Source organism: Flavobacterium zepuense, from assembly GCF_007097145.1.
Taxonomy (GTDB): domain Bacteria; phylum Bacteroidota; class Bacteroidia; order Flavobacteriales; family Flavobacteriaceae; genus Flavobacterium; species Flavobacterium zepuense.
Map to the genome: position 1 here is coordinate 59,188 of NZ_VJVZ01000006.1, position 15,309 is coordinate 74,496.

Consider the following 15,309-nt stretch of genomic DNA (forward strand, 5'->3'; position numbering starts at 1 on the left):
GTATGGTATTAATTGGTAATTTTATGGCTTAATGATGTACTATGCACCAACCTACAACCACTACCATAACAACTACCACTTTATATACTGACAGGGACATTAGCTGGGTTTCATTTAATGAGAGGGTGCTTTTAGAAGCATCGGGTAAAAGCGTACCGCTTTTAGAGAAGATTAAATTTCTTGCCATATACTCGTCCAACCTTGATGAGTTTTATCGTGTACGTATACCGGCATTAACAGTTTTAAAGAAACTGTCGGTTAAAAAGGACGGTACCAAGAAAGTTTACCGCGAAAAATTAGCCCAGTTGGGAGATATAATATTCAGCCAACAACAGCAGTTTGGCACCGTCCTTACCCAAGAAATTTTACCGGAACTTGAAATGCAAAATGTAGAGGTACTGTACAACAAGCCTATACCACAAGCGCTTTTGCCACAGGTTGGTCATTACTTTTACAGTAACATACTGGCTTATATTAAGGTGCTGGAGCTTACGGGCGAAACTTCATTTTTTACTGAGAATAACAAGCTATACCTATTTGTTGATGTCAACAATGATGAAGAGCAGCACCAGTATATAGTAAACATCCCGTCGGATGAAATGCCCCGCTTTTACTCGCTTAACCATGATGGTAAACAGTATGTAATTTTTATAGATGACATTATAAAACTGCACCTTTCGGCAATATTTAAAGGGCAGGAAATTAAAGGTGCCTATAGCGTAAAGATTACCCGCGATGCCGCCCTTGAATTTGATGATGAGTATGATGAAGACCTGGCGCAGGAAATGGAGAAAAAGATAGCCAAGCGCGATTTTGGCCTGGCTACACGCCTGTTGTATGATGGCAATTTATCCGAAGAATATTTAAAAAGGCTTACCAGGGCACTAAAACTACGGGGAGCAATTATTATGAAGGGTGGACGCTACCATAATTTAAAAGACCTGGCATCGTTGCCTGTGCATAACGCGTCTTTAGAAAATACTAAGTGGCCTGCGCTGCCGTGTACCATTACCCAGCCATTTTTACTGGATAAAGTTGCGCATGAGGATATCCTTATCCACACGCCATACCAATCGTACGATACGGTACTTCGCTTTTTTAATGAGGCTGCGGTTAACCCTGATGCTGAAGAAATTTTTGTAACGCTCTACAGGGTTGCTGAGGATTCCCGTATTGGAAATGCCCTTATAAGTGCTGCCGCCAACGGTAAAAAAGTTACTGTTATTATAGAGCTTAAAGCCCGTTTTGATGAAACTAACAATATTAAATGGACTAAAAAACTGCGTGAAGCAGGCGTAACCATACTGCATAGCGTACCATCGCTTAAGGTGCATGCTAAAATTGCGCTTGTAAAATTCAGGGAGGGGTATGAGGTAAAGAAGCTGGGTTTGCTGGCTACCGGAAATTTAAATGAAGGCACAGCACGTTTTTATACCGATTATATTTTGCTTACTGCCCACCAGGGCATGCTGGCCGAACTGGAGCAGGTGTTTGCATTTTTATCTAAGAAGAAAAAGTCGGAACCCGAGGATCATTACGATTTTAAACATCTTTTAGTAGCACAGTTTAACCTGCTGGATAAGTTTACAGCGCTAATTGACCGCGAAATTTCTAATGCCAAGAGTGGGCTGCCTGCTGTAATAACCATAAAGCTAAACAATCTTGAAGAAACCGGTATGATAGATTCGCTGTACCGTGCTGCCGCTGCCGGCGTAAAGGTAAAGTTAATTGTACGTGGTATTTGCAGGCTGGTGCCCGATGCAAGCCCTAACATAACTGTTACGCGTATTGTAGATCGCTACCTGGAGCATGGCAGAGTGTTTATTTTTGATAACAATGGAAATGAAGAGGTGTATTTAGGATCGGCGGACTGGATGAGCCGTAATATTTACAGGCGTATTGAGGTGTGTTTCCCTATTTATGATGAAGCCATTAAAAATGAACTGCGGCAGATCATTACCATTCAGCTGGCTGATGTTTACGATCCTGTAACCGGTGGGGGAGAAGATACACGATCGCAGCAAAAAATATATAACTATTTAAGCAGCAAAGCTTAGATCCTGAAAGCCAGCCCTAACAAGCCAAAATAACGGTGGGTATCATCCTGCTGCGTAAGCTCATATCCCGCCGAGATCTCAGCCTGCAGGTCGTTGGTTATTAAATACATTAACCCGCCATCCACCCAATGTTCCGGTTTTGCAATGCCGGATATATAGCCGTAACTTTCTATAAAGCATTCCAGTTTTTGGGAGAGTTTGTATTTGGGCGAAACAGTGTAAAAAAATTGTGCTTCAGGGTTGTTGCCATCCCAAATAGCACCAAAGTTGGTACCAATACCAATTTTATCTGATATTTTATTTTTAAGCAACAGCCTTATATTTGGCGCAACGTAATTGGCTTTCCAGCTATTGGAAGCCAATTTTGGGAACGATGCCTGTATAGAGAGCGCTGCATCGGGCAGGAGTTTTTTGCCATCCCATAACTTAATTTTTAACCCGAATTTTAAGGGTTGCAGGCCTGATGTGGTGCTATCGGGCGTTTTGTCATAAACAAAATCGGTTACCATAATAATTTCCACATTTTGATTAATGCCAAACTTCCAGTTGGTTGAGGGTAATATAAGGCTCTGTTTATTTTCGCCGTTATCCTGGACGGTAAAACGGTTCTCCATCTGAAAATGCCCCGGCGGTGCTACCGATGGGTTTTCGTATTGGTCGGGTGCGGTTTCTATCTCATCCTGAGCATAGCCGGATAGCACGTAAAATAACACCGATAGTAATAGAAGTTTTTTCATGCAGTATGGTTAAATCCTGAATGAAAATCCAAGGGATTCGTAATAACTATGAAAATGGTTATGGCTTGTAAGTTCGTAACCGCCGGAAATATCTATCTGTATATTTTTGGTAATAAGATATTTAAATCCGCCATCAACCCAGTGGGTGGCATGCTGCTGTTGTGGCAGGTAGCCATAAGCTTCAGCGTATGCCGAAAACTCATCATTAAGTTTAAAGTTGGGGGATAATGTATACTCAAAAATGGGATTGGGAGAGGTGCCGTCCCAGTCGGCGCTCAGGTTATACCCCAGGTCTATAGCATCGGTAATCATATTTTGAAAAAGAAAACGAATTTCCGGTGCCACATAGTCAACCGCAAGGTCTTTGCTGGCAACTTTGGGCAATTTCATAGTTACAATTACAGATGTTTCCGGTATAATACCCTGCTCTTTCCATAAATTTACTTTCAGGCCAATATCAATCGGTTCAAGACCCTGTGCCAGGCTATCGCCATATTTATTGAATTCAAACTCGGTTATCAATCGTAGCTCAAGCCTGTCGTTAACACCATATTTCCAAAGAGTTTCAGGCAAAATCAATTCGCGGCCATTGCGTTCTGCCTGCCGGTGTGTAAACCCGCTTTCCGACTGAAATCTACCTTTTGGTACTGTTGCTACAGTCTCCGTCTGATCCGGCCTGTCGGTCTCAATGGGTTCATCCTGTGCAAAGGCAGCAGAGGGGCTAAACATCAGTAAAATTAGCGCAAAACGGATTTTCATAAGGTTGGTTTGTGTTAATAAAAGTACTTTCTAAAAATCGAATTTTACCCAAAGTTTTGTGAAATCTAATATGTATACTCTTTCTTAAGATTGCCTTAAACAGAAGCGTTGTATTCAATTTGACCCATAAACCTGCGTTAATTTTGTATTAAATTTAATGAATATGAAACTTGGCAAATCGGTTGCACTTAGCGTTACATTTTCTAAAAGGCTGAGCCTGATCTTTAATTTTTGTAGAGGGTTTATCCTGTTGTCATTGCTGTTAAGGCTTGCTTTTTTTGTATGGCAGTATAACGAAGTATCCTGGAATCCGCTTAGCCTTATCGGAACACTTATAACGGGATTTGTTTTCGACATAGGCGTATGCAGCTTTATAGTTATGCCCGCATTACTGTATATTTTAGTTATGCCTAATAAATTTATAGGTTCACTGGTCGATAAAATCCTAACCTACTTTTTCTTTACACTTACTGTATTTATATTGGTGCTTACTTTTTTTGCCGAAGTTACATTTTGGGAAGAATTTCGTACCCGCTTTAACTTTATTGCGGTAGATTACCTTATTTACACACATGAGGTGGTTAGTAATATACAGGAATCGTACCCCTTACCGCTACTTATTGGTGGGGTACTTGCCATTACAGGAGTAATAGTTTATGTATTTATTAGACAACAAATTTTTAGCCAAACTTTTACATCAACAATATCATTTAAACAAAGAGCAGCCGTTGTTGGGGTAGGTGTTGCTGTGGCGGTACTGTTTTCTGTCTTTATTAACAATACTGATGCTGAATGGTCTGCCAATCGTTACAACAATGAGATATCTAAAGCAGGTATCTATTCTTTTTTTGCTGAGTTCAGGAACAATCGTATGGATTATGCTGATTTTTATACCACCATTAAAAATCCACAGGCCTTTGCACTTGCACGACAAAATGTAAAGGAAACCAATAGCAAATTTGAGAAATCTGATTACTCAATTATAAGAGATATTACATCGGCCGGATCTGAAACTAAACCCAATGTAGTTTTTATATTGATGGAAAGCATGAGTGCATCGTTTATGAAAGAATTTGGCAACGAGAAAGCCATTACTCCTTATATGGATAACTTAGCACAGAATAGTATATTATTTTCTAATCTGTATGCTACGGGTACACGTACTGTGCGTGGTATGGAAGCCGTAACGCTTTGCATACCGCCAACACCGGGCCAAAGTATTGTTAAGCGCCCTAATAACCATGGGTTGTTTACAGTAGCATCGGTATTTAAGGATAAGAACTACCAAAGCAACTTTTTTTATGGCGGTGATGGCTACTTTGATAATATGAACAGTTACTTTGGCGGTAATGGCTTTACCATTTACGACAGGGGCCACGGCAGTGTACTTAGCGATGATATTAAAACCACCCGCCACCATATAGATGATAAGGATGTTACGTTTGAAAATGCCTGGGGTATTTGTGATGAAGACATTTACAAGCAAATGCTTGCCGCAGCTGATAGTCATTATACCAAAGGGCAACCGTTTTTTAATTTTGTAATGACTACCAGTAACCACAGGCCGTATACTTATCCTGGTGGCAAAATAGATATACCAAGTGGTACCGGCCGCGATGGAGCCGTAAAATATGCTGACTATGCCCTTGGTAAAATGCTTGCCGAAGCCCAGACGAAGCCTTGGTTTAAAAACACAGTATTTGTTATCGTGGCCGATCATTGTGCCAGCAGCGCGGGTAAAGATGAGATAGATGTTGCCAATTACCATATACCGGCCTTTATTTATAACCTGCCGGGAGCATCTAACCAAAAAATAACAAAGCAATGTTCCCAGATAGACCTTTTTCCAACATTGTTTTCGTTGCTAAACTGGGATTATCGTTCCAATTTTTTTGGTAAAGATGTGTTGCAGCCTGCCTATGCTCAAAGAGCGCTTATGGGTACCTACCGTAAGCTTACGCTTATGAAAAAGGATAAAGTTATGATACTGTCTGACCAAAAGAAACAAAACTTTTATGATTATCATATACTGGATAACAGCCTTACTGCACATAAAATGGAAGAGCCATTTTTAAACGAAGCCATATCATGGTACGAAACAGCAGATTACCTGTTTGCGCATAAATTACTTAAAGAATAATGTATTTGCATTTTATTGTGAACCCTATTTCGGGTAAAGCAGATCACACAATTACCAAAGATTTTTTACAGGAGTATTTTCCTGAAGGCGAACATACCATTGTTGTAGAATATTCTGAATATAAAAAACATAGTACGGTACTAACACAAGGTGCGCTGCAAAATAACCCCGACTGTATTGTGGCCTGTGGGGGAGACGGCACAATTAACGAGGTTGCATCGTGCCTTGTAGGTACTAAAGTTACTTTAGGAATAGTTCCTGTAGGATCCGGTAACGGATTGGCGGCAAACCTGGGCATTCCACTTAATATAGATGCCGCCTTAAAGCTGTTGCAAGCCGGTAAGCAGCAACAAATAGATGTGGGTCATGTAAGCGGGCATTACTTTTTTAGCAATATGGGTTTGGGTATAGATGCGCTTATTATTAAAAATTACGAAGAAGCTAAAAGGCGCACACTAAGTGCTTATGTAAAAGCTTCAATAAAATCTGCATTGTCTTATAAGTTGCCACATGCAATAATTTCAGTTCAGGATAAAGTGCTTACTGTAAACCCGTTTATATTGTTCATATCTAACTCTAATCAAATGGGCTACGGCATGAGCCTTACGCCAAATGCCAGTCTTTTAGACGGTAAACTGGATGTACTCATTGTACCAAAGATAAATTTTTTAAAGAAACTTTATTTCGGGCTACTGGTATTTATAAAGGAAACCGAAAGATTTAAGCAATCAACAACTTACCTGGCAGAGAATGTAATAATAGAATTGCCCTACAATATTTTTACCGATGTACAAATTGATGGCGAATACCATTTTTTAAAAACCAATGTGGTTACTGTATCAGTACTACCTAAATCTCTAACTGTTATTATAGGATAAAATTACTTTAACCATTTCTTATATCTGCGAGAGCGGAAAAGAAATACCGTCTAAAATTTTATTATTATGATCAGGCAGATTATGGTTTTTGGGCTGCTGTATTTAGGTATAGCAGGTTACGCACAGCAAGTACTTACCGATAGTATTATCATAGATACTGTAAATACAGGTAATATAAAATTTAATTACAAGCAGCTTATTATTCCGGCAGTTTTAATTAGCTATGGGGCAATAGGCATTAACAACGATCAGTTGCTTAGTTTTAATATGCAGATGCATAACGAGGTTAAAGAAGATGTGGGCGAGAAATTTACAGCCGATGACTTCTCTCAATACGCGCCGGCAGCATCGGTATATGCGCTAAACCTGCTTGGGGTAAAAGGTAAGAATAATTTTAAAGACCGTACTGTTATAATGGCAACATCTTACCTGATAATGACAGGAACAGTGTTGGGCTTAAAATCATTAGTACACGAAGTGCGCCCCGATGGGAGCTCTAACAACTCTTTTCCCAGTGGACATACCGCCACCGCGTTTGCGGGCGCCGAATTTTTATGGCAGGAATATAAAGATGTATCAGTTTGGTATGGCATTGCAGGCTATGCAGTAGCTATCAGTACCGGTTTATTAAGGGTATATAACGACAGGCACTGGCTTACTGATATTGTTGCAGGGGCAGGCATAGGCATATTAAGTACAAAAGTTGCTTACTGGCTAAGCCCTTACATAAATAGTAAAATTTTTAATTCTAACGAAAAAAATACCAGCTATTCTATGGCACCATTTTACAACGGCAAACAAATAGGGATAGGGTTTATTATGCACTTTAAATAATTAAAAAATGATAATAACATTAATAGCATTGTTTTTAGGTGCTGTGGTTGCCTTTTGGATAAGTGCCATATGCGGAGGGGGTGCCAGCCTAATAATTATTCCGGTGCTTAATATATTACTACCTGTACCTGTAGTTCCATTTGCGCTAACAATAGGTACTTTTACAAGTTCTGTTTCCAGGATAGGGGTTTTCAGGAAACATATTTATCTACCCGTGTTCTTTTGGTTTGTACCTTTTTCGCTGCCTGCGGTTTGGTTGGGGGCATATATGCTTAAATACATCAACTCGGTTTATTTACAGCTGGCAATAGCAATGTTTTTAATATACAATATTTCCGGACTTTTTAGTAAAAATGGTAAAGCATCCCATACTAAACGGCGGTCAAAATATAAGACGGCACTTATAGGTTTTTGTGCGGGCTTTATTTCAGGCTTAACCGGGGCTGTGGGATTGTTATTTAATAAGTTTTACCTTAAAATGGGATTGACCAAAGAACAAATAATAGCCACCCGTGCCGCAAACGAGGTATTTCTGCATCTTATAAAAATGGCATTGTATATCGCTATGGGTATTTATTCGGGTAAGGCATTCATGCTGGGGCTGGTTGTGGCGTTAGCATCAGTAATATCGGCATCTACAATAAAATATATCTTACCTTTACTAAGCGAAAAAATGTTTGCTAAAATAGCTTATAGTACTATGGTATTGTCGGGGGCATTTTTACTTGTGTCAGCCTCATTAAGCATTATAACGGCCAATCAGCTTAACCTTACGGCAAATTATTCGGAAGAAAAATATGAAACAACCATAAGTTGGACAAATGGCCATTACGTACTGGAATATAAACCCAACGGGAGACTTGAGTTCGAAAGATCGGTAACGTACAACGATTTGCCGCAGCATATTAAAAAGCATTATGATAGCCTGGCTTTAGTATATGAAGATATAAAACTCGAAAAAGTGTACACACCCCATAAACCTGCCGGGTATGAATTATATGCTTTTAAAGATAACAGAATGTTTAAATTTAAAACTAATTAAAAGACAACAAGGTTTTATATAAAACAGACGCATATTATTTAATATTATTTACTTTTGAGTATGGCAAAAGAAATTTTGATTGTAGAAGACCAGGTGGGTATTTCCGATTTTTTACGTCAGGGGCTTACCGAAGAAGGCTATTCTGTTACAATAGAAAATAGCGGCGATACAGGGCTTATACAGGCGCTTAACAACCCGTTCGACCTAATATTGCTGGACTGGATGCTGCCTAAACTTACGGGGCTGGAAATTTGCAAAACCATTAGAAAATCAAATAAAATAACACCTATAATATTTTTAACTGCAAAAGACACCGTACAGGAAACCATTGCCGGCCTGCAAAGCGGCGCTAATGATTATATTAAAAAGCCTTTTAGCTTTGAAGAATTATTAGAGCGTATAAAAGTACAGTTTAGAAACACGGTTGAAGAAAAGCCCCAATATAACCTTGGCCCCGTTACTATTAAAACCGATACCCACCAGGTTTTTAATGGGGCTGAAGAGGTTTTACTTACCCACAAGGAGTTTGCCCTGCTCGAATTTTTGTTAAAGAATAAAGGCAGCGTTTGTACGCGTACCGACATAATTCAGCAGGTATGGAACATACATTTTGATTATGATACCGGTGTTATTGATGTTTTTATAAACGGCATACGTAAAAAGCTGGGTTTCACAAAAGACGAGAACTATATTAAAACCATTCGCGGCGTAGGTTACATTGCCACAGATACAGAATAATATGCCTAAACCCTCTATAAAAAACCGTATTGCACTATATAATCTTGCCGGCGCTGCCACCTTAGTGTTGGTAACATTTGTAGTTATTTACCGTATTGTATCGGCATCGGTTAATTATGATATAAATGCCGATTTACAGATAGAGATTGATCGTCATACTAATTTTGTAGCTCAACAGCCTGTTTTTAAAGGTCTTATCGAAGATAATGAGTGGGGCGAAAGTGAGCACAAGGAAATTGTAATTAATCCCGTTTTTGTACAAATATTTGACAACCAAGGAAGATCTATAGATAAATCACCAAACCTTAAGCGTGAAAATCTTAAGTTCCTTAACAGTACGCCCAATAAATATATAGATACACAGGTTGCCGGGATAGATATACGCCAGCAAATGGCACCTCTTATAAACAATGGGCAACGCAAAGGCTTTGTTATCATAGCAATGTCGGTAAAGTTACCACACAGGGTGCTGGATAATTTGCTAACTGTATTGCTTTTGGCGTACCCAATAGTACTGCTGATATTGTTTTATATAACCCGTGTTATTGCGGGCCGAAGCCTGGCGCCTGCCTTAACTATTATTGCTACTACCAAAAAAATTACCGAGGGTAATTTTGATAAACGTATTATACTTCCTGCAAAAAAGGACGAGCTTTTTATCCTGTCTACCGCGATAAACGATTTGTTGGAGCGTATAGAAAATGCCATTACAAGAGAAAAACAATTTACATCGGATGCGTCGCACGAACTCCGTACACCGCTGGCCGTTATTAAGGGTACACTTGAAGTTTTAATACGCAAGCCCCGCCAAACCGAAGAATATGAAGAAAAGATACGTGCTTGTATTACAGAAGTTAACCGCCTTACAGATATTGTAGAGCAGTTGCTTTTACTGGCACGTTTTGAAAGCAATAAAGCCGTTGTTAATTTGAAAACAGTAGCAGTAGATGAGATTATTTTACAGGCTATGGAGCGTTATTCGCCCGATATACAGGCTAAAAAGTTAAATCTCACCTTCAGTTTCAAGGAGCATTTTTATGTAGTTACAGATGCCGGGATGGCATCTATCATTGTAGAAAATTTACTGTCTAATGCAATAAAATACAGCTTTAATGAAGGTCATATAAATATAGGGCTCGCAGAAGCTAACGGAAAAATTACAGCTACCATAGCCGATAATGGGCAAGGCATTGCTGCTGCCGACCTTGCAAGGGTATACGAACAATTTTATAGGTCTGAAGCTGTAGAAAATACCACAATAAAGGGTACAGGGTTAGGATTATCAATTGTAAAAAGGCTGTGTGACCTGCTTTCAATACAAATAGCTATTTCGAGCGAAAAGGGCAGGGGTACCACGGTAAAACTCGTTTTTAATACAGCACAGGCAGTTTAGTTTTAAACGTCAAAACTTTCAACTTCCATGACCTCGCCCGGCTGTAAATTGCCTAAGTGGGTATTGCCAACGCGCACGCGAACCAATCTCAGGGTAGGGAATCCCACCGCTGATGTCATTTTGCGCACCTGCCTGAATTTACCTTCTGTAACTGTGATAGAAAGCCAGGAGGTAGGGCCGTGGCGTTCGTCTCGTATTTTCTTACCCCTCTCGGGAAAGTTAGGCGTTTCAATAAGTATTCGTGCCTCGCAGGGTTTTGTAACATAGCGGGTACCTTTAAAACCAATCTCTACACCACTTTTTAGCTTCTCTATTTCCTCTTGATTTACCAAACCATCAACCTGTGCAAAATATTCTTTCTCAACTTTTTTGCTGCGCACAATTTCGCTCATCATACCATCGGTGGTAAGCAGCAGCAAACCTTCAGAATCTTCATCCAGCCGGCCAATAGCCATAGTTCCCTCAGGGAAATCGTGCAGTTCGCCCAATAGTTTTTTATTTCGTTTAAGGTTGTAGGTAAACTGGCTAAGAAAGTTGTAAGGCTTGAAGATAATAAAGTGGCGGTGCATATAGAGCAAATATTAAAGCCGCTAAAATAGGTTATTAAAGCGGCTTTGCAAAGCGGTATATAATGCATTGTTTAATTTGTAATAACCTGAGAAATGTAGTTAAGCTCTGCCCACTCAACATTATTGTGTGTCCTAAAAAGGTTAGCCCATTCGTTCTCCTTACCTGCCGGTACATGAAAAGTAATAATAAACCCTTTACCTGTTTGTTGCAATTGCAAAGTTTGTGTGGCCTGTAAAAAACCTGCTTGGTTTGCAGGGTCTTTTATGTTTATAAGCCTCGGGAAAATTGTAATAACATTGGTTTGATAATGCAGGTAGCCATTTACCGGCCAGTTAGCATCAACATACGGCTTATCTGTAAAATAGCCTTTTACATAATCCAGGTTTTCGGGTGCTAATAATGATGTATACACTTCATTATCAACAGAACTTACGGTATGATCATAGGAATTTATGAGTTCAAAAACCTGTTGGGTAGTAACATTGCCGTTTGTTTTTACTATAACTGTAGTAGGTTCAAATTCACGTTGATCAGTAATGTCATCATCCTGGCATGAAAATAAGATTAGGGATAAGAATAAAGCAAAGCAAAACTTAAAATTTTTCATAGCGTTTAAAATTTAAGGTGATTTTTAATCAAATTTATGAAAAATGTATTGAACTGTATAACAGAATTTTAAGATTTTAATTTCGTTCAGCTTACTATTCATCCCTATCATAAATCCCATAATATATATTCCCAGTTAAACTACTATTCTGTAAACCTCCAGTATTTAGAATCGCCTTCACGAGCCGATTTTAGTACTAATGTATCTCCAGTAAAGCTCACATCAAAGTTCATGCTGTCATCAGTATACTCTATGGTTAATACATTGCCTATAAGCTTATATGGAAAGGTTTCATCATTTTCAACATAATAAACACTATCATTTTTTATACTAAAAACGGCATTTTGATATCCTTCAGTAGTCCATGCTCCAATTAGCTGTTCATGCAGGTTACTTTCGGCTTTTTTGTCAACTTTATAAAATTTTGCACTTGTAGTATCCTTCACATCTGTGGTTGTTTCTTTATCAATTGTTTCTTTGTTATTGCAGGCCGTTAGTGCAATTAATAACAAGGCGTATACTTTTATTTTCATAGGGTTAAAAATCTAATTATCTAAATTTATTTATTTCTCCAGGATCATTGTCATTCCCTGTCCACCCGCAGCACAAACAGATATCAGTCCGCGGCCCGACCCTTTCTCATTCAGCAATTTGGCAAGCGTGGCAATAACACGGCCTCCGGTAGCGGCAAAAGGGTGTCCTGTAGCAAGGCTGCTGCCATTAATGTTGAGTTTGCTACGATCTAAAATGCCAAGTGCCGGTACACCAAATGCAGCCGAAAGATCTTTACTTTCCCAAATTTTAAGTAATGCCAAAACCTGTGCAGCAAATGCCTCGTGAATTTCGTAATAGTCAAAATCCTGTAATGTTAAGCCAGCCTTTTGCAGCATTTTAGGTGCAGCATATACAGGGGCGAGCAGCAGGTTTTGTTTGGCTTCAACATATTCAATAGCCGCCATCTCGGCATGTGTAATGTAAGCAAGGACAGGCAGGTTGTTGGCAGCGGCCCATTCTTCGCTGGCAAGCAGCAGGCATGAGGCACCATCGGTTAATGGTGATGAATTACCTGCAGTTAGCGTACCGTTTACCTTATCAAAAGCGGGCTTTAGCTTAGCCAGCTTTTCTAACGACGTATCGCGGCGCATGTTGTTATCTTCGGTAAGGCCAAGGTAAGGGGTAACCATATCTTTATAAAAGCCCCTATCTGTTGCGGCAGCCATATTTTTATGGCTTAAAAGTGAAAAAGCATCCTGGTCTTCGCGGCTAATGTTATAAAATTTAGCTGTATACTCGGTATGCCCGCCCATGCTTAACCCGGTGCCGGGTTCAAGGTTCATAGGAGCTTCGGGCGTAAAATCTTTCAGTTTAATTTTAGAGAATTGCTTAATCCTGTCCCACGCACTTTTACTGCGCCTGGCGCTAAGCAAAATCTTTCTAACATGCTCGTTTAATACCAGCGGAACATTGCTTGTACTGTCTACACCGCCTGCAATACCGCATTCTATTTGTCCTAAGGCAATCTTATTAGCAATGTACATAGATGCTTCCAAACCTGTATTGCACGCCTGCTGAATATCGCACGCCGGAGTTTTAGGATCTAACGATGTGTGCAGTACACACTCACGCATCAGGTTAATTTCCCAACTGTGTTTTATAACGGCACCACCGGCCACTTCGCCTAATTGCCTGCCTGCAAGGTTGTATTTATTAATGAGTCCGTTAAGGGCGGCTACCATCATATCCTGGTTGCTTGCCTGTGCATAATTAGTAAATTGGCGAGCAAAAGGTATGCGGTTGTAGCCTATAATGGCAACGCGGCGTGGAGTAGGTAAAGCGCTCATAAAAATAGGTTTTTGGTTACTACTAAGATACACATTTTAAAAACCAAATTCCAAAATTCAAATAATAACCCACAGCTCATAACTCATAATCTGCAAGCGTAAACAAAATATAATCATGGCTTAACTCTTATTTTATTATAAGTGCAGAGATTGCAACTTTAAAACACAAACAAAAAGATGATGGGATTATTCAGCAAAAAAGAAAAAAAACTCCTGCTGGGACTTGGTGAAAAAAACATACGCCTTTACAAAGAGGCGGTTAAGGATATTGAAGAGTTGTATGCCGACATGAAACAGGCTTATGAAGAAATTGATGATGTTGCCGAAGATTTTTTAAAATTTACAACCACTGTAGCTTCAAAATTGGATGGCCAGGAGCGTGTAAAAATGGAAAGTTTTGTGAAAAAGCTGGCTAAAGCCGAGAAATGTGCCCGCGATGCCATGCGCGATGTAAATGATGTGCTGCGCTCTCAAAAGAAAAGGCTTAAAGAAGCCCAGCGCGAGATGATATAAGTTATAGGCAATAGTTAATGGGCAATAAGCAATTAGCAACTTGTATCCATATTAATGTGTTTTGCCAAATTACACATTGCCAATTGCTTATCCAGGAAATCGCCAATGGATACATTTATATAGGCACGTTCGTGCCGGGTTACTATTCCGTCCTGGAATATTGTGTATTGTTCTCTCAATACCTGTACAACAGCTCCTGCAATTGCAGGGGCTGTTTTGTTTTTAATAGCTTAAATGTTAAATTTATTAACATTTTATTTTCATCCGCATACTAAAACCTTTATATAAACCGTTGTAATATTTATTGTTAAATATGAGAGGATATAAACAGGATGGTTTATATCTGGCACACTTTGTGTTAAAGTAGTGCTAATGATGATGTAAAGGATATTAATGAGGAACACGATTATTGCAATGCTGTCTGCGCTTTGCGTAGTTTCGGCCGCCGCCCAGGAAAAAATTATTATTGGTAACGATACCCTTGTAAACCAATCACGAGCTACCCCAAAAAGCGCCGTTTATAGACAGCTTGTAGTACCCACGGTGCTTGTAGGCTATGGCGTTATTGGCCTTGCCAGTGGAGAGATTAAAAGTATAAACAGGCAAATTCGTACTGAGGTTAACGAGCATGCAAGCGGAGGTACATCTATAGATGATTATACCCGTTATGCACCTGTGCTCTCTGTATATGCTTTAAATGCAATGGGTATTAAGGGTAAGAACAACTTTAGGGACCGAACCATTATTATGTTAACATCTAATATGATAATGTGCGGTACTGTCATGGGGCTAAAATCGTTGGCTAAGGTTGAGCGTCCTGATGGTAGCACTAACAATTCATTTCCATCCGGGCATACTGCTACCGCTTTTGCCGGAGCCGAATTTTTATACCAGGAGTATAAAGATGTTTCGGTTTGGTATGGTGTTTCGGGCTATGTAGTGGCCACCGCTACCGGGCTAATGCGTATTTATAACGACAGGCACTGGTTTACCGATGTGGCTGTAGGGGCAGGTATAGGTATACTGAGTACCAAGGTGGCCTACTGGATCTATCCTTTTATCCAAAGGCAGTTATTTGGCGAAAGCAATAAAGAACGTAAAGTATCTGCCATGGCGCTGCCATTTTACAACGGTCAGCAGGTAGGGTTAAACCTTGCAATAAAGTTTTAAATTACAATATACACATAATGCACAAGCCCC

General features: G+C 39.6%; 15 protein-coding genes. 9 read left to right on the forward strand and 6 right to left on the reverse strand.

Annotated features, from left to right (window positions below; translation table 11 throughout):
* Positions 1–41: 41 nt before the first annotated feature.
* The gene (gene ppk1 / locus FMM05_RS10585) at positions 42–2,057 is read left to right on the forward strand and encodes a polyphosphate kinase 1 (protein ID WP_143373351.1); all 2,016 of its coding nucleotides are present in this window, start codon (positions 42–44) and stop codon (positions 2,055–2,057) included.
* On the opposite strand, the gene FMM05_RS10590 is transcribed toward ppk1, so the two are convergent.
* Together FMM05_RS10590 and FMM05_RS10595 are read right to left on the reverse strand one after the other, a co-directional pair.
* On the reverse strand, positions 2,054–2,794 hold the full coding sequence (locus tag FMM05_RS10590) for a transporter (RefSeq protein ID WP_143373352.1): 741 nt from the start codon (positions 2,792–2,794) through the stop codon (positions 2,054–2,056). The genes ppk1 and FMM05_RS10590 overlap by 4 nt on opposite strands.
* Positions 2,795–2,803: 9 nt before the next feature.
* Positions 2,804–3,553, reverse strand: coding sequence for a transporter (locus tag FMM05_RS10595; RefSeq protein ID WP_143373353.1), 750 nt, complete (start codon positions 3,551–3,553; stop codon positions 2,804–2,806).
* Positions 3,554–3,716: 163 nt separating this feature from the next.
* Between FMM05_RS10595 and FMM05_RS10600 the strand changes: the two genes are divergently transcribed.
* The 6 genes from FMM05_RS10600 (at position 3,717) to FMM05_RS10625 (ending at position 10,578) form a co-directional block, all read left to right on the forward strand.
* Complete coding sequence (locus FMM05_RS10600; protein ID WP_143373354.1) at positions 3,717–5,693, forward strand: LTA synthase family protein; 1,977 nt, start codon at positions 3,717–3,719, stop codon at positions 5,691–5,693.
* Complete coding sequence (locus tag FMM05_RS10605; RefSeq protein WP_143373355.1) at positions 5,693–6,571, forward strand: diacylglycerol/lipid kinase family protein; 879 nt, start codon at positions 5,693–5,695, stop codon at positions 6,569–6,571. The genes FMM05_RS10600 and FMM05_RS10605 overlap by 1 nt, the downstream gene beginning before the upstream one ends.
* Positions 6,572–6,637: 66 nt before the next feature.
* Positions 6,638–7,405 (forward strand): phosphatase PAP2 family protein, encoded by a 768-nt coding sequence (locus tag FMM05_RS10610; protein WP_235894395.1) that lies wholly within the window; start codon positions 6,638–6,640, stop codon positions 7,403–7,405.
* A gap of 7 nt (positions 7,406–7,412) precedes the next feature.
* Positions 7,413–8,447: a sulfite exporter TauE/SafE family protein gene (locus FMM05_RS10615; RefSeq protein ID WP_143373356.1), complete on the forward strand. Its 1,035-nt coding sequence runs from the start codon at positions 7,413–7,415 to the stop codon at positions 8,445–8,447.
* Between the two features lie 60 nt (positions 8,448–8,507).
* A complete protein-coding gene (locus tag FMM05_RS10620) occupies positions 8,508–9,185 on the forward strand; it encodes a response regulator transcription factor (protein ID WP_143373357.1) in 678 nt (225 codons plus the stop codon).
* A gap of 1 nt (position 9,186) precedes the next feature.
* The gene (locus tag FMM05_RS10625) at positions 9,187–10,578 is read left to right on the forward strand and encodes a sensor histidine kinase (protein WP_143373358.1); all 1,392 of its coding nucleotides are present in this window, start codon (positions 9,187–9,189) and stop codon (positions 10,576–10,578) included.
* A gap of 2 nt (positions 10,579–10,580) precedes the next feature.
* On the opposite strand, the gene FMM05_RS10630 is transcribed toward FMM05_RS10625, so the two are convergent.
* The 4 genes from FMM05_RS10630 to FMM05_RS10645 form a co-directional block, all read right to left on the reverse strand.
* Positions 10,581–11,147 (reverse strand): pseudouridine synthase, encoded by a 567-nt coding sequence (locus FMM05_RS10630; protein WP_143373359.1) that lies wholly within the window; start codon positions 11,145–11,147, stop codon positions 10,581–10,583.
* Positions 11,148–11,218: 71 nt separating this feature from the next.
* Positions 11,219–11,755 (reverse strand): hypothetical protein, encoded by a 537-nt coding sequence (locus FMM05_RS10635; protein ID WP_143373360.1) that lies wholly within the window; start codon positions 11,753–11,755, stop codon positions 11,219–11,221.
* A gap of 143 nt (positions 11,756–11,898) precedes the next feature.
* Entirely contained in the window at positions 11,899–12,288 is a 390-nt protein-coding gene (locus FMM05_RS10640; RefSeq protein ID WP_143373361.1) for a hypothetical protein, read from the reverse strand.
* A gap of 30 nt (positions 12,289–12,318) precedes the next feature.
* Positions 12,319–13,596 (reverse strand): acetyl-CoA C-acetyltransferase, encoded by a 1,278-nt coding sequence (locus FMM05_RS10645; RefSeq protein ID WP_143373362.1) that lies wholly within the window; start codon positions 13,594–13,596, stop codon positions 12,319–12,321.
* 177 nt (positions 13,597–13,773) lie between these two features.
* On the opposite strand from FMM05_RS10645, the gene FMM05_RS10650 reads away from it, so the two are divergent.
* The gene (locus FMM05_RS10650; RefSeq protein ID WP_143373363.1) at positions 13,774–14,109 is read left to right on the forward strand and encodes a hypothetical protein; all 336 of its coding nucleotides are present in this window, start codon (positions 13,774–13,776) and stop codon (positions 14,107–14,109) included.
* Between the two features lie 393 nt (positions 14,110–14,502).
* A complete protein-coding gene (locus FMM05_RS10655; protein ID WP_235894396.1) occupies positions 14,503–15,279 on the forward strand; it encodes a phosphatase PAP2 family protein in 777 nt (258 codons plus the stop codon).
* The last annotated feature ends 30 nt before the right edge of the window (positions 15,280–15,309 follow it).

Bases quoted from the DNA above. Each gene is read 5' to 3' on its own strand.
- ppk1 (WP_143373351.1), top strand. From the start codon at position 42: ATGCACCAACCTACAACCACTACCATAACAACTACCACTTTATATACT.
- FMM05_RS10590 (WP_143373352.1), bottom strand. From the start codon at position 2,794: ATGAAAAAACTTCTATTACTATCGGTGTTATTTTACGTGCTATCCGGC.
- FMM05_RS10595 (WP_143373353.1), bottom strand. From the start codon at position 3,553: ATGAAAATCCGTTTTGCGCTAATTTTACTGATGTTTAGCCCCTCTGCT.
- FMM05_RS10600 (WP_143373354.1), top strand. From the start codon at position 3,717: ATGAAACTTGGCAAATCGGTTGCACTTAGCGTTACATTTTCTAAAAGG.
- FMM05_RS10605 (WP_143373355.1), top strand. From the start codon at position 5,693: ATGTATTTGCATTTTATTGTGAACCCTATTTCGGGTAAAGCAGATCAC.
- FMM05_RS10610 (WP_235894395.1), top strand. From the start codon at position 6,638: ATGATCAGGCAGATTATGGTTTTTGGGCTGCTGTATTTAGGTATAGCA.
- FMM05_RS10615 (WP_143373356.1), top strand. From the start codon at position 7,413: ATGATAATAACATTAATAGCATTGTTTTTAGGTGCTGTGGTTGCCTTT.
- FMM05_RS10620 (WP_143373357.1), top strand. From the start codon at position 8,508: ATGGCAAAAGAAATTTTGATTGTAGAAGACCAGGTGGGTATTTCCGAT.
- FMM05_RS10625 (WP_143373358.1), top strand. From the start codon at position 9,187: ATGCCTAAACCCTCTATAAAAAACCGTATTGCACTATATAATCTTGCC.
- FMM05_RS10630 (WP_143373359.1), bottom strand. From the start codon at position 11,147: ATGCACCGCCACTTTATTATCTTCAAGCCTTACAACTTTCTTAGCCAG.
- FMM05_RS10635 (WP_143373360.1), bottom strand. From the start codon at position 11,755: ATGAAAAATTTTAAGTTTTGCTTTGCTTTATTCTTATCCCTAATCTTA.
- FMM05_RS10640 (WP_143373361.1), bottom strand. From the start codon at position 12,288: ATGAAAATAAAAGTATACGCCTTGTTATTAATTGCACTAACGGCCTGC.
- FMM05_RS10645 (WP_143373362.1), bottom strand. From the start codon at position 13,596: ATGAGCGCTTTACCTACTCCACGCCGCGTTGCCATTATAGGCTACAAC.
- FMM05_RS10650 (WP_143373363.1), top strand. From the start codon at position 13,774: ATGATGGGATTATTCAGCAAAAAAGAAAAAAAACTCCTGCTGGGACTT.
- FMM05_RS10655 (WP_235894396.1), top strand. From the start codon at position 14,503: ATGAGGAACACGATTATTGCAATGCTGTCTGCGCTTTGCGTAGTTTCG.